Source organism: Streptomyces sp. Root1310 (genome assembly GCF_001426425.1).
Lineage (GTDB): Bacteria > Actinomycetota > Actinomycetes > Streptomycetales > Streptomycetaceae > Streptomyces.
Genome location: NZ_LMEQ01000034.1, coordinates 343,638 through 357,485 on the forward strand (window position 1 = coordinate 343,638; position 13,848 = coordinate 357,485).

The 13,848-nt window shown below is 70.4% G+C and carries 10 protein-coding genes; 2 read left to right on the top strand and 8 right to left on the bottom strand.

The features are described 5' to 3' along the window. The first annotated feature begins 102 nt into the window (after positions 1–102). The gene (locus ASD48_RS39725; RefSeq protein WP_057606764.1) at positions 103–1,698 is read left to right on the top strand and encodes a serine hydrolase; all 1,596 of its coding nucleotides are present in this window, start codon (positions 103–105) and stop codon (positions 1,696–1,698) included. A gap of 39 nt (positions 1,699–1,737) precedes the next feature. Here ASD48_RS39725 and ASD48_RS39730 read toward each other — a convergent pair whose 3' ends face one another. From ASD48_RS39730 to ASD48_RS39740, 3 genes are all read right to left on the bottom strand, one after another. Then, a complete protein-coding gene (locus ASD48_RS39730) occupies positions 1,738–3,432 on the bottom strand; it encodes a serine/threonine-protein kinase (RefSeq protein ID WP_057606765.1) in 1,695 nt (564 codons plus the stop codon). A 37-nt stretch (positions 3,433–3,469) separates the two neighbouring features. Continuing rightward, on the bottom strand, positions 3,470–4,711 hold the full coding sequence (locus tag ASD48_RS39735; protein WP_079074249.1) for an IS701 family transposase: 1,242 nt from the start codon (positions 4,709–4,711) through the stop codon (positions 3,470–3,472). Positions 4,712–4,880: 169 nt separating this feature from the next. Next, complete coding sequence (locus tag ASD48_RS39740; protein WP_242432866.1) at positions 4,881–5,300, bottom strand: DoxX family protein; 420 nt, start codon at positions 5,298–5,300, stop codon at positions 4,881–4,883. A 27-nt stretch (positions 5,301–5,327) separates the two neighbouring features. On the opposite strand from ASD48_RS39740, the gene ASD48_RS39745 reads away from it, so the two are divergent. After that, entirely contained in the window at positions 5,328–5,759 is a 432-nt protein-coding gene (locus ASD48_RS39745; protein WP_057606767.1) for a helix-turn-helix domain-containing protein, read from the top strand. A gap of 203 nt (positions 5,760–5,962) precedes the next feature. On the opposite strand, the gene ASD48_RS39755 is transcribed toward ASD48_RS39745, so the two are convergent. From ASD48_RS39755 to ASD48_RS39775, 5 genes are all read right to left on the bottom strand, one after another. Next, positions 5,963–6,802, bottom strand: a complete 840-nt coding sequence (locus ASD48_RS39755; RefSeq protein WP_057606769.1) for an alpha/beta hydrolase — start codon at positions 6,800–6,802, stop codon at positions 5,963–5,965. A 700-nt stretch (positions 6,803–7,502) separates the two neighbouring features. After that, the gene (locus ASD48_RS39760; protein ID WP_057606770.1) at positions 7,503–8,648 is read right to left on the bottom strand and encodes a serine hydrolase domain-containing protein; all 1,146 of its coding nucleotides are present in this window, start codon (positions 8,646–8,648) and stop codon (positions 7,503–7,505) included. A gap of 46 nt (positions 8,649–8,694) precedes the next feature. Beyond that, positions 8,695–9,168 carry a DNA starvation/stationary phase protection protein gene (locus tag ASD48_RS39765; protein WP_057606771.1) on the bottom strand — a complete coding sequence of 158 codons (474 nt, stop codon included), beginning with the start codon at positions 9,166–9,168 and terminating at the stop codon, positions 8,695–8,697. 34 nt (positions 9,169–9,202) lie between these two features. Beyond that, positions 9,203–10,036 carry an alpha/beta hydrolase gene (locus ASD48_RS39770; protein ID WP_057606772.1) on the bottom strand — a complete coding sequence of 278 codons (834 nt, stop codon included), beginning with the start codon at positions 10,034–10,036 and terminating at the stop codon, positions 9,203–9,205. Between the two features lie 129 nt (positions 10,037–10,165). Next, on the bottom strand, positions 10,166–12,916 hold the full coding sequence (locus ASD48_RS39775; protein WP_057606773.1) for a LuxR family transcriptional regulator: 2,751 nt from the start codon (positions 12,914–12,916) through the stop codon (positions 10,166–10,168). Positions 12,917–13,848: the final 932 nt, after the last annotated feature.

Here is a 13,848-nt window from a genome sequence, read left to right on the forward strand (position 1 = left end):
CTGCCACGAGACGGAATATATCGGCCGCCGATATATTCCGCCCGACGGAACACGGAGTCACACACCCGCCTCGGCAGGACACGGTTCCCGGCGAGGCGTTCAATGGTCTGCATGGGTGTTCGGCAGACGACGACACGCCACCGGGCGAAGGCCCCGGCCGCCCTTGCGGTGGCCGTGCTCCTGCTCGTCCCCGGTGTGCTGGCCGCCGCTCCCCCGCCCCCGCCGCCCGCGCAGCTGACGGCGGCGGAGGTGAACGCGGCCGTGGGCAAACTCGACGGGATCGTGCGGGACGGGATGCGGCGGACCGGTGTACCCGGGGTCGCGGTCGCCGTCGTGTACAAGGACCGGGTCGTGTACCTGAAGGGCTTCGGGGTCCGCCACGAGGGCCGGTCCGCCCGGATCGACCCCGACACGGTGTTCGAGCTGGCGTCACTGTCCAAGCCGCTGGCGTCGACCGTCGTCGCCGGAGCGGTCGGCGAGGGCGACGAGAAGATCGGCTGGGACGACCCCGTGGCCGCCCATCTGCCCGGCTTCGCCCTCAAGGACCCGTGGGTGACGCGCAACGTCACCGTGGCCGATCTGTTCGCCCACCGCAGCGGCCTGCCCGACCACGCGGGCGATCTGCTGGAGGACCTCGGCTACGACCGCGACTACATCCTCGGCCACCTCCGGTACGAGCCCCTCACCCCGTTCCGCGCCTCCTACGCCTACACCAACTACGGCCCGACGGCCGCCGGTCAGGCGGTGGCGGAAGCCGAGGGCACCACCTGGGAGAAGCTCTCCGAGGACACCCTGTACAAGCCTGCCGGGATGGACTCCACCAGCTCGCTCTTCGCCGACTACCAGGCCGCGAAGAACCGGGCCGACCTGCATGTGAAGGCCCCCGACGGCACCTGGCGGGCCCAGTTCGTGCGCGACGCCGACGCCCAGTCCCCGGCGGGCGGCGCCAGTTCCACCGCCCGGGACATGTCCCGCTGGCTGCGCCTCCAGCTGGCGAACGGCAAGCTCGACGGCGAGCAGATCATCCCGGCCGAGCAGCTCGAGCGCACCCACGTCCCCGCGATCGTCGCCAACCCCCCGCAGACGCCGGCCGGCCGCGCGGGCTTCTACGGCCTCGGCTGGAACGTCGGCTACGACGACCTGGGCCGCCTGCGCCTGAGCCACTCGGGTGCCTTCGCCCTCGGTGCGAACACCAACGTCACCATGCTTCCCGCGGAGCAACTCGGCATCGTGGTCCTCACCAACGGCAAGCCGCTCGGGCTTCCCGACGCCATCGCGGAGAGCTTCTTCGACACCGCCCGGCACGGGAAGGCCACGGCCGACTGGCTCGACCTGATCGGGAAGGTCTACGCCCAGCAGGAACAGGCGGAGGTCTCGCCCACGGACTACTCCACCCCGCCCGCCGACGCGGCCCCCGCACGCCCCGACGCCGCCTACACCGGGACGTACGCCAACAGCTTCTACGGTCCGCTGACCGTCTCCGCGTCCGGCGGCGAACTGACCATGCGGCTGGGCCCGAAGCCGACGACGTTCCGGCTGACCCATTACGACGGGGACACGTTCAGCTTCCGGACGGTCGGCGAGAACGCCGTCGGGCTGTCCGGTGTCACCTTCCACGGCGACCGCGACGGCAAGGCGACCCGGGTGACCGTGGAGGCGTTCGACGAGACCGGCCTGGGCACCTTCACCCGCAAATAGCGCGGACAGGCGCGGACAGCGCGAGTCGGCGGCCGGGAGTCAGCCGTCGTCGCGCGGGTGGGTCTCGATCACCCGGGCCCGCACATCGGCCCTGAGGTAGGCGCTGCCGTAGTCGTCGGACAGATAGACGCTCATCGTCGGCCCGGTGTCGAAGATGCTGGATCCCGGGTTGATCACCAGGTAACGGCTCGTCGGCTCGGCGACGCCCAGCACCTCGGTGGCCCTGGCGAGCAACGCGGGCACGGCGTCCCAGTCGTAGACGTCCAGGTCGACGGGGATCGCGCCGGTCATGACGGTGCCGCCCGGCCCGTCCTTCACCGCCACGTCGCCACCCCGGTACATGTACCGGTCGTAAAGCTTCGGGTGACCGGCGACGGGGGCGTCGGCGATGGCGTACTCCCCGTACACCACAAGGCTGGTGACCTTCGTCCCGCCCATGGCGGCGGTCAGCTTCGCCACGGCCGTCTTGAGGCCCTTCTCGCCGAGCAGGTCGACCTTCTCCGCGGCGGCGACCCCGCCTGACGAGCCACCTGACGAGCCACCGGAAACACCGGACGACCCGCCCGAGGACGTCTGCCGGGCGCTCTGCGACACCGACGGCTTCGGCGTGGCCGCGCCTCCGGTGCCGCCGTCGTCGGTGTTCGGGAGCAGCGTCCACACCAGTACGCCCGTCAGGGCCGTACCGAGGACGGCTCCGGTGACGGCCGCGGCACGGGAACGGCGGGCCCGGGCCGGGGCGGTGGTGTGCGGCGGGGCGGGGGTGACGCCGGSGGGCGGGGGCGCGGGTGGGGCGAGGGGGTAGGAGGTCGGCGCGGCGTACGGGACCAACGCCGGTGCCGACACCGGTGCCGACGCCGGTGCGGACTGCGACGGACCGGTCGCGGCCCCGGCCGCTTCCCCGGTCACGGCCGCGAGCATCCGCTCGACCTGCGCCGCGTCGGGGCGGGCCTGCGGGTCCCGGACCAGCAGCGCCTTGAGGACACCGGTCAGCGGCCCGGCGCGGCGCGGTTCGGGCACGTCCTCGCCGAGCACGGCGGCCAGCGTGGCGAGCGTGCTCGCCCGGCGCAGCGGATGGTGACCCTCCACGGCGACGTACAGCAGCATCCCCAGCGACCAGAGGTCGGCGGCGGGACCGCCCTCCTTGCCGCTGACGCGTTCGGGCGCCATGAAGTCGGGCGAGCCGATGACGGCGCCGGTGGCGGTGAGACTGGCGGACTCGCGGACGGCGGCGATACCGAAGTCGGTGAGCACGGGCCGCCCGTCGGGGCGGAGCAGGACGTTGGCGGGCTTCACGTCGCGGTGCTCGATGCCGACGGCGTGCGCGGCGCGCAGCGCGGACAACACCTCGCGGCCCAGGCTCGCGGCCTCGGCCGGCGTCAGCACACCCCGGTCGAGCCGGTCCTGGAGGGAGCCGCCCTCGACCAGTTCCATGACGATCCACGGATACGTGTTCTCGCCGCCGTCGACGATGTGGTGGATCGTCACGACGTTGGGGTGGTGGACGCGGGCCAGCGCGCGGGCCTCCCGCAGGACGCGCTCACGCAGTGTCCGCGCGCCCTCGGGGTCGTACTCGGCGAGATCCGGGTCCGGGGGCCGCACCTCCTTCACGGCCACGTCCCGACGCAGTGCCAGGTCGTGGGCCCGCCAGACCAGGCCCATGCCGCCGCCGCCAAGTCGCCCGACCAGCTCGAAACGGCCGTCGACGACGCGTCTGTGGGGTTCCGCTGTGCTCATGGAGGGAGCTTAGTACTCCGGCTGTAGATCGTGATCTTCATGGTTGTTGGGTGGCTTGTCGCTGGTAGTGGCTGGTGCGCGAGCGTGCTTGGTGCTGGCGGCGCCATGCGGACCAGTGCAGGCGGTGGGCGAGGTCGCGGGCCGGTGCGAGCAGGGCTGCGAACAGTCTTTGGATCTCGTTGCAGGTCAGCGGGCTGAGCTCGGGGGTCGTGGTGGTCGTGGCCCGTTCGACGGCGGCTGTGACGGCGAGGAAAGCGTGTGCGAGCATGGCCAGGGTGGTCCAGCGGTGCCAGGAGACCCAGCGGCGGACCTGGTGCTCGTCCAGTCCGGCCACGCTCTTCGCGGCTTGGAAGGTCTCCTCGACTGTCCAGCGGCGGCCGACCACCTTGACCAGTGCGGTCAGGGGGACGGGGCGGGGTGAGTAGCAGCGGTAGTAGGCGAGTTCGCCGGTGCGTCGGTTGCGTCGCACGAGCAGCCACCGATGCCCCGAGGTGCCGCTCGGGCTGGTGATCTCGACCTGGGCCCAGTCATGGAAGCGGTGGCCCTTGGCTCCGGCTCCCGCCGACAGCCGCTGCCAGGCTTTCTTCGGCAGGCCGTGGGCCAGCACGCCAGCCGGGAAGATGCTCGCGTGGGTGGGGACGGACCGTTTGCGCGAGATGGCCAGGACGTAGCCGATCTGACGCTGTTCCAGGTCGGCGCTCAGGTGCAGGTCGCCGTCGTAGACCTCATCACCGGTGACCCACCTGGCCCGGACTCCGGCGTCCAGGGCCTGGGCGATCATCTCGGTGGCCAGGGCGGGCTTGGTCGCGAACCTCAGGTCGTCGGGGATGCCGACCGAGCGGCACCGCTGCGGGTCCTGGGTCCAGGACCGTGGGATGTAGAGGCGGCAGTCGATGGCGGCGTGCCCGGCCGCACTCGCGTAGACGAGGTAGACCGCGACCTGGGAGTTCTCGATCCGGCCCGCGGTTCCGGTGTACTGGCGCTGGACCCCGACGCTCGCGGTGCCCTTCTTCAGGTCCCCGGTCTCGTCGGCGACCAGTACGGCGTCCTCGTCGCCGAGGTGCTCGACTACGAAGTCCCGTATGTCGTCACGCACTCGGTCGGCATCCCAGCGGGCCCGGCTGAGCAGGTGCTGCATGCCGGCCGGGCTGGCGTTACCGGCGTGCTCGGCGATCGTCCAGCAGTTCTTCCTTGGCAGGTCCGCGAGCAGCCCCAGCACGAACGCCCTTGCTCGGCGGCGGGGTTCCACCCGGGCGAACCGGCCCGCCACCTTGCCCATCAGGCCCTCGAATACCGATTGCCACCGAGCAGGATCTACGCTGTGGCCCACGGCCACCGGCTGATCTTCGTTTGTCGACACAACTCACGATGATCAACGGTGGCCGTCCTCATCGGAGACCAACCTCACTCAGCACGATCAAGGCCAGCGTCAGACCGGCTGTCCGCTGTCAGAGGGTGGCAGCACGCAGCACGATCAGGGCGACGGAGGCCACAGTGAGGACCACCGCCGGAGACGCGCCCTTGCGGTCGCCAACGCGCAGGTGGAAGGCGACCGCCCCAGCGAAATAGAGCGTCAGGCCGATCGCGGCGGCGATTCCGACGGGTCCCCACCAGAGTCCGGCGATCACACCGGCCGCGCCCGCGATCTGAGCGCCGATCAGGAAAGCCATCATGCCCTGCGGCACTCCGAGGGTGGACATCTGCTCGGTGATGTGCCGCGTCCGCAGAGACTTGGCCCCGGCCGATACCAGGAGAAGCGCCGACATGAACACGGTGACGACGGCAAGGGAGACGAACATGGCTGAAACCTCAATCGTGCGAAATGCGAGTAAGGGGGCGTGCGCACCTCGACGACGATAGGCGGCCACCAGGTACCTCCAGGTAACCTTCGGGGCATGAGCCTGCGACCCGGAATTGCCTTCCTCGCCGACTGTCCCGCTCTCCTGGCCATGGAGATCATCGCCAGCAAGTGGTCCATGGTCACGCTCTTCGCGCTGACCGACGGCCCGTTGCGCCACGGCGAGCTGGTCGAGCTGAGCGGTGGCATTTCACGCAAGGTACTGACCCAGACGTTGCGCCGGCTCCAAGCCAACGGGCTCGTCGAGCGGCACGCGTACGCCGAGGCGCCACCGCGCGTGGAGTACGGCCTGACCGATCTCGGGCGAACCCTGGAGGAACCCATCAGGATGCTCACCGCATGGGCGCGGGAGAACGGCGAGGCGGTTGTCACCTTCCGGGAAGCAGCCGAGGCGGCCAGGACCATCGAGGCGGATCAGGCGACCCCGGTGAAGACCCCTCATGTTGATGAGAACCCGAGCCGTTTCTGATCAATAGAAGAGGCTGGACCTGAAGACCCTGCCGTCGCCGGAGACTTGGCCATCCTCGTGATCGGGGCCCTCCCGCAAGAGGCCAACGACGACCGTCGCCTCAGGGTCAAGCCCCTGGTCCTGAAGGAGCTCCCGCAACCGAACCCAGAGGGCGCTCACGGCTGTGCGGTGATGTGCGATGAGCGACAGGGCGGGGCCCTCGGTCATCGGACCGTGCGGGCCGCCTGCTCGACGATGCGGGTGACGGCCTCGGGGCGGGATACGGATACCGCGTGTGACGCGTCGATGGTCGTCGTGCGGGCATTGGCGCGGGCTGACATGAAGCGCTGGGCAGCCACTGGGATGTTGCGATCCTCCGTGGTCACCAGCGACCAGGAGGGGATCGTCTTCCAGGCGGCCTGGGTGGACTTCTCCTCCAGAGCGGCGGCAGCGATCGGACGCTGCCCTGCAGCCATGAGGCTGGCCTTGTCTTTCGGCACGTCTGCGGCGAACTGGCCGCGGAACTTCTCCGGCTTGATGTACACGTCCGCGCCCTGATCACCGTCGGGCAGGGCGTAGTTGACGGACTCGACGGCTTGGCCAAGGGTGCTGCCGGGGAACTTGTCCGTCAGTCCGATCGAGCTCTCGCCCTCGTCCGGCAGGAACGCCGCGATGTAGACCAGTGCCTTCACTTTGCCCTCGAGGCCCGCGGCGGCCTGGCTGATGACGGTGCCGCCGTAGGAGTGACCGACCAAGACCACGGGCCCGTCGATGTGGTCGAGGACGCTGCGCAGGTAAGCGGCGTCGGTTGCCGGACCACGCAGCGGGTTGGCGGCGGACACCACCGGGTAGCCCGCACGCTGCAGCCGGGCGACGACACCGTCCCAGCTCGTGGCGTCGGCGAACGCTCCGTGTTCCAGCACGATCGTAGGACGTACGGGGTGGTGGGGCGTGGCGTCGGCCGTAGCGGGCAGGGTGACGGCGGCGACGGACAGTCCGACGGCCGCGGTGACACCGAGCAGTGCGGATCTGCTGCCCGGACGGACGAGGCGGGTGTTGCGCATGTGTGAAATCCCTCTTATTCGATGGATGGTGCTCGACGGACCGAAAGGCGATGCCGCTGGGTACGTCGAGAAACGGGGCCCGGGTCGCTTCGCCGGTACCTGGTTGACGTGCGTCCGTCTGCGCCGCGTGAGCAGCGCGGATCGGAGCGCTGGTGGGCGGCAGCCGACAGCGGCCCGGAGAGCGGCTGCCGGGCTGCGGCCCGAGGGTGATCCTGAGGCTTCGGCCTCGCCCGTCCACCGGGCGAGGAGCGCCGTCGTCCTGTCCTACGAGGGGGCGACCGGACCGGTTCATCCGCCGGGGGGGCTGCTCGTTCGCGGACATGGATGGCGGTGCGACGTGCCGGGGGCAGCGGCTTCCCGAGGCGATCGAGCCTATGGCCGAGGTGGTGCCGTAGCCCTAGCCCTCACTCTTCGTGACGATTGCCGCGTCGCACCGTGGGTGCGGAAGCTGCAACCCGGATGAGGGAGCGAGCTCCCCTTCAGCCGGATGACGGCCGCTCACTCGCGTTCCTGGGCAATGTTTTCCCGGAACATGGTCCATGTGCGGCGCCAGATCATGAGTGCTGCGAGTGTGACGGTGTCGAGGTAGATATAGAGCCGTTTCTCGGAGCGTGTGACGACGGCGCGAAAGTTCTTGAGACGGTTGACGGCACGTTCGACGGTGTGCGACAGCGCTGCGCGCGGAGCCTACGGCTACACCTCAGCCGGTACGCTCCAGGACTTCGTAGACATGCCTGAGGTAGCTGTGCGTGCGCTCCGAGCCCAGGATCCCGTCGCCCACCCGGTTCATCGTGTACGAGAACGTGACGCGCCGGTCGAGGTCCATCATGACGATCGAACCGCCCCGACCGACCCAGAAGCAGATCCTCCCGGTGGGCATGTGCGGCATCGTCCTCGGATCGGCGAGTGCGTAGCCCATGCCCCAGCGGACGGGAACGCCCAGGAACAGGTCGACTCCATCGGCCTGTACGTCGAACACCTTGTCCACCGTCTCCTCGAAGAGAAGCCGGCGGCCGTGGACCTGGCCCCGCCGCGAGATGACGGAGAGCGCTCGGGCCAGGCCACGTGCGTTGCCGTGTCCGTTGACGGCTCCGAGTTCGGCGGAGCGCCACTGCGGGGTGTCGACGTGCTCGTCACGTGCGGGGCTTCCGAGCAGCGTCCTGGTGAAGATCCCCTCGGGATCAAGACCCGTGGGTACACCACCTAGCTGCGAGGGGACCACCAGATCGGCGATACGGGGCCAGTCGGCCCGTCGCGCGCCGATCTGGACATCAGCTTGCGTCGGTTCGGCGATCTCGGTGGCGACGAACTCCGTCAGGGTACGACCACTGGCCCGCCGGACAAGCTCTCCCACCAGTTGCCCTTGGGTCTGCACGTGGTAGCCCGAAGCGGAGCCTGGCTCCCACCAGGGTGCCTGCGCGGCCAGCCGGGCACTCGCGGTAGGCCGATCGTAGAGATCTTCTATGCAGAAGGGCTGCTCCCAGCCGGAGAGTCCCGAGGTGTGAGCCAGGACGTGACGCACCTCGATGCTCTCCTTTCCCTGGGCGGCGAACTCGGGCCAGTAGTGCGCGACCGGGCGGTACAGATCCAGCGCGCCCCGGTCGACGAGGATGAGAGCCGCGAGATTGGTGAGGGTTTTCGTGGTCGACCACATACTCACCAACGTGTCCCGGTGCCACGGAACGGTCCGTGCTTCGTCCGCGTGGCCACCCCACAGATCGACTTCCATGACCCCGTCCACATCGACGGCGATCGACGCCCCCAACTCCTCGCCGGCTTCGAGGTGCGCCCCCAGCACCGCTCGTACCGGTTCGAATCGGTCTGTGCTCGTTCCCTCGACACCCATGCTCTTCTCCCCTTCGGACGACAACTGTGAGGCTCTGGCCCCCTGATCAGGCCCGGTTCTCCGCCTGGAACATCCAGCTCTGCTTCTCGAGATCGGCCGTCAGTCCGACGAGGAGATCCTCGGTGACGACATCCACCGGGCCCATCGCGACGATGCGCTCACGCAGCCTTTCGGTCACGGCAGAGAGCGCGTACACCAAGGCCTCGACGGCGTCACTGTCCTTGGTCCAGCCCGGCGGAAAGGCGGGCACGCCACTGGCTCCCGCAACGGTCCCGGCCCGTCCGTCCGGACTGACGCCCAGGGCGGCCGCGCGCTCGGCCACCGTGTCGGCGTGGTTCCGGGCGACGGTGGCGGCCTCGTCGAGCTGGACGTGAACCGAGCGGAAGCGCGGGCCGTACACATTCCAGTGGGCCTGCTTGGCCACCAGGGACAGGTCGAGAAGGTCGGCCAGGGTCGCCTGCAGCGCCGCACCTGCGGTCTCGCGGTCGCGCTCGGGCAGAGGGTTGTTGACAACCGGCACAGGAGTGCGGTCCTTTCGTGACAGGCGCCGGCTCTCAGGCGGCGAGGAAGTCGAGCAGGGCGGCGTTGACCTCGGCCGCGTGGGTGAGCAGCAGCCCGTGCGGAGCGCCGTCGATCTCGACGTACCGCGCGTCGGGCAGGCGGCGGCGGAACTCGCGGGCCGTGGCGTCGATCGGCAGGATGCGGTCGGCGGTCCCGTGCAGGATCAGCGACGGCACGTCGATGCGCTCCACGTCGGCCCGGAAGTCCGTCAGCCACGCCGGGACGCACGCGTACGCCGCCATGGGCGCCGAGTCGATGGCGGTGGCCCAGTTCGCCCGCAGCGCGGCTTCGCTGAGCCGCGACCCGAGCGTCTCGTCGGTGTTGAAGAAGTCGACGAAGAAGCTCTCGTACCAGGCGTAGCGGTCGGCCTCCGCCTGCTCCGCGATGCCGTCGAAGACGCTCTGCGGCACACCGGTGGGGTTGTCCGGCGTCTGCAACAGGAACGGCTGGAGCGAACCGAGGAACGCCGCCTTCGCCACCCGCTCCGAGCCGTGGACGCCGAGGTAGCGGGCGACCTCGCCCGAGCCCATCGAGAACCCGACAAGAACCACGTCACGCAGGTCCAGCTGCGTCAGTACGGTGTCCAGGTCGGCGGCGAAGGTGTCGTAGTCGTAGCCCGTCATGGTCTTGCTCGACCGGCCGAAGCCACGGCGGTCGTAGGTGATGACGCGGTAGCCGGCCTTGACCAGCGCATCGGTCTGCTTCTCCCACGACTGCCCGTCCAGCGGGTAACCGTGGATCAGGACGACCGGCTGCCCCGACCCGTGGTCCTCGTAGTAGAGATCGATGCCGGTCGAGCCCTCGGTGCCGACGGTGATGGTTCCCATTTTGTGCCTTCCCGCCCGTCCGCCGTGTGCGCACCGGGCATGGCACAAACCTAGGAATCAAGCAGGTCGGACCGCGTCCGTCGGACTACGGCTTCGACGTACGTCATGGTGCTGCGTCTTCCGCGTACGTCATGACGCTGCGCCTTCGGGGTACGTCGTCGTGCCGCCGAGCACCGCGGCGAGTTCGCCGCGGGATGTGACCCCCAGTTTGGGGAACATCCGCTGGAGATGGGTGCTCACCGTCCGGGGCGAGACGTACAACCGCTCGCCGATCTCCCGGTTCGTCAGACCCCGTGCGGCGAGCTGGGCGACATGCAGCTCAGTCGAGGTCAGCCGGTCGACCGCGGCCGGATCCTGACGCGGGGACGACGCGCCCGCGGCGCGCAGCTCCTGCCGTGCCCGCTCCGCCCATGCCGACGCGCCGAGGGCGTCGAAGATTTCGCGTGCGGCCTGCAGGGCGACGCGGGACTCCGCGGGCCGCCGGTGACGCCGCAGCCACTCGCCCAGGGCGAGGCGCGCCCGCGCCCCCTCGAACGGCCAGTCCGTGGGGACGGCGTCGAGGGCCGCCCTGTACAGCGGCTCGGCGGCATCCTGCGGGCTCAGCAGGGCCCGGCCCAGTCGCAACCCGCAGAGGAGGGCGGGCGAAGACGTCGATTCCCCGAGCGGGGTCAGCTCCCGCACGATGTCGCGTGCCACCCCCGCGGATTCGCTGCGCACCGCCGCCTCGACCAGTTCCCCGACCGCGTAGAAGCGCAGCCAGGAGTGGAAGGCGGGGTCGGCCGGGTCGAAGACGCGGTGCAGGTAGCCGAACGCGTCGCCGTAGCGGCCCTGGCAGAGTGCCGCCTGCCCGCGGGCCATCTGCATGATGGCCAGCACCGGGCGCCCTCCACTGGGAAGGGCCTCGCGTTCGGCTTCCGCCGCCCATGCCTCTGCCGCCGGGTCACCGCTGACGGCGGCCAGCTGCGCGCGGATGGCACTCACCATCGCGTGCACAAGAGGCTGACCGGTCTCGCGGGCAAGCGACGCGGCCTCCTCCGCGGCGAGGGAACCAGCGCGCACGTCACCCAGCCGTGCGGCGCTCCCCGCCTGGACGCAGAGGGCGCGGGCCAGCATCGACAGCCTGCCCTGTGCTCGCAGGGCGTCCAGCGATCTCGCCGTCAACCGGCTCGCCAGGGCGGGAGCGCCCACCGTCACGGCGGCGGCCCCCAGGAGCTGGTCCCCCTCCGCGTTCTCCGACGAGCGCTCCAGCTGACCCGCCAGGCCCTCCATGACCCCTTCCCCACGCTCGACCGGCGCCGAGTACGCCCGCAGAGCGACCAGGTCGGCGTTGTCGGCAGGCACGGGCATCCGGTCGGCAGCGGCGGCGACCCGCTCGCGGGCGGCCGGGCCCGGCTCTCCCCAGAAGCACTGCAGGACCGCGCTCCACAGCATGCGCAGCCCCAGTGTCGACTCGCCGCCGGCGGCGATCTCGCCCGCCAGCTCGGCCAGCTCGGCGGTCGCGGCGCCCTCGCCCCGCGTCCCCTCGGCCAAAGCGATGCTGACCCAGGCCACGCGGCCTTGGTCCCGGACCGAAAGGTCCAGTGAGCGCGCCTGAGTCAGCAGATGCGTCGCGACGTCTCCTTGGCCCGACTCCAGTGCGAGCTCCGCCGCCCGGAGCAGCCGGTCCGCCCGCGCGGAGGGGTCCTTCGTCAGCTCCGCCGCCCGCCTCAGCGCAGCAAGAGCTGCGGCGACACCGCCTCGCCGCAGGGCTCTGCCGGCAGTGGAATCCAGATCCCGTGCCACTCGTTCGTCGAGACCGGCGGTGGCGGCGGCACGGTGCCATGCCTGCCGATCGGGCTGCCCCTGGAGTGCGGCGGCCAGCGCGGCGTGCGCAGCCTGGCGTTCCGCGGCGGTGGCGGCGTGGTGCATCGCGGAGCGGATGAGGGGGTGCCTGAAGGCCGGCCCCTGGGCCTCCACCAGGCCCGCGTCGATCGCTGCCTCGAAAGCACCGACGTCGACCCCCGTCCCGAGCATCCGGGTCGCCGCGGCGAGGCATTCGTCCAGCGTCCCGTCACCGTTGAGGGCCCAGAGGAGCAGGACCGCACGGGTGTCGGCCGGCAGGCGGGAGACCCGTGCCGTGAACGTCCGCTCCAGCCGCGCGGTCAGCGGCAGCGGACCCGGGTTGAGCGCGTACGCCCCGCCGACCGACTGCAGCGCGACCGGCAGCTCGGTCAGCGCCAGCGGGTTCCCGGCGGCCTCCTCCAACAGCCGCCGTCTGACCTGCTGTCCCAGTGCGGGGGCCACCGCGTCCAGCACCTCACCCGACACCTCGTCCGTCAGCGGGCCCAGGTGCAGCACAGGCAGGCCGGCACTGCTGAGGCGGTCGTCGAGGCGCCGGGTGACGGCGATCAGAACGAGGGGGTCGGACTCGATCCGCCGCGCCACGAACCCGAGCACATCGAGGCTGGCACGGTCCATCCAGTGGGCGTCCTCGACGACCACCAGCAGTGGCGCCTTCGCCGCGGCGTCCGTCAGCAGGGTCAGCGCGGCCAAGCCGACGAGGTACAGATCGGGTACGGCCTCGTCGACGAGCCCGACGGCCGCGAGCAGCGCGGTGCGCTGACGTCCCGGCAAGTCGTCGATTCCGTCCCGCAGTTGGTGAACCAGCTGGTGCAGGCCGGCACAGGGTAGGTCTTCCTCCGACTGGACCCCCACAGCGGTGATCACACGGGTCCCGCCGCGCGCTGCCGCGCCCGCGACCTCCGCGACCAGCGCCGACTTGCCGATCCCCGGCGCGCCGGTGATCACCGTCGCGCCGCCCGAACCGGCGGCCCCCTGCTCGACCAGGGCAGCCAGCGTGCGACGCTCGGTAGCACGACCCAGTAGCGCCCGCCGATGCATGCCGCACCCCCGTTTCTGTGTGCCTCCCCAGCACCCGATGGCTCCGCGTCCTCGCGGAACCAGGGCGACCGGGCGGCATCTCCACTGGCGGGCGGCCTGGAAGCCTGGCCTGGATGCCGTTCATGCAATGGTATGCATGCTGCCGAGCGGGAACGACCGCTGTCCGCATCCGCGAAACCGAGCCGCCGCCGGGATCACGGCGGGGCCGATCGGCGTTCAGGCCTCGCCCCAAGACCTGGGACCAGGATCGACTTCTGGGGCGTAGCCGGTGCCTCGCTCGCGGCGGGCCTCATCACCTGCTTCACGCCCACCACGAGACCCGACGCCCTCGACGCCATGAGGAATTGCGACGTTCGCCGCTACATCGACCACGCCACCCCGGCGGTCCTTGACCCGCAGGAGCAACCCACTCTGGTCACCCGGCTCATCGGCTTCAAGTCCTCGGTGGCCAAGGCTGGGGCAAGATGGAGCACTTCCGCTGCACCGTCTGCGTCACCACCTCGCCTGCGCTGACGCCTCATAACAGCCACTGAGCACAGCGGCTGAAGCGGTCGGCGATCCGGCCCATGGGCACCACCAAATTCCGGGATGAAACAACGGGAGAAAACGACCTCTTAGTAGGGCCCCGGGGCCTTTGAGGGAGCTCTGCATCGTCCCGCGAACCCCTCCATCACGGGGCGCGGAAATCCGTGGACGGACCCACACAAGATCACGTACGGTGTGGTTTCACGCCCTGAGACGGACGAAAGGAGGCGAGTGCCGTGCAGTTCACATCTTTCCAGCGCTCCCTCTTCCGCTATCCCGGCGTGGTTGGTCAGTTCTGACCGGGAGCGCTCCAAGCAGCCTGTATCCCGGAGGAATCCATGACCGATCCGGTCATCCGCACGCTCTCCGCGAGCGACGCCCATCTCTTCGACGCACTCCCCGACCCC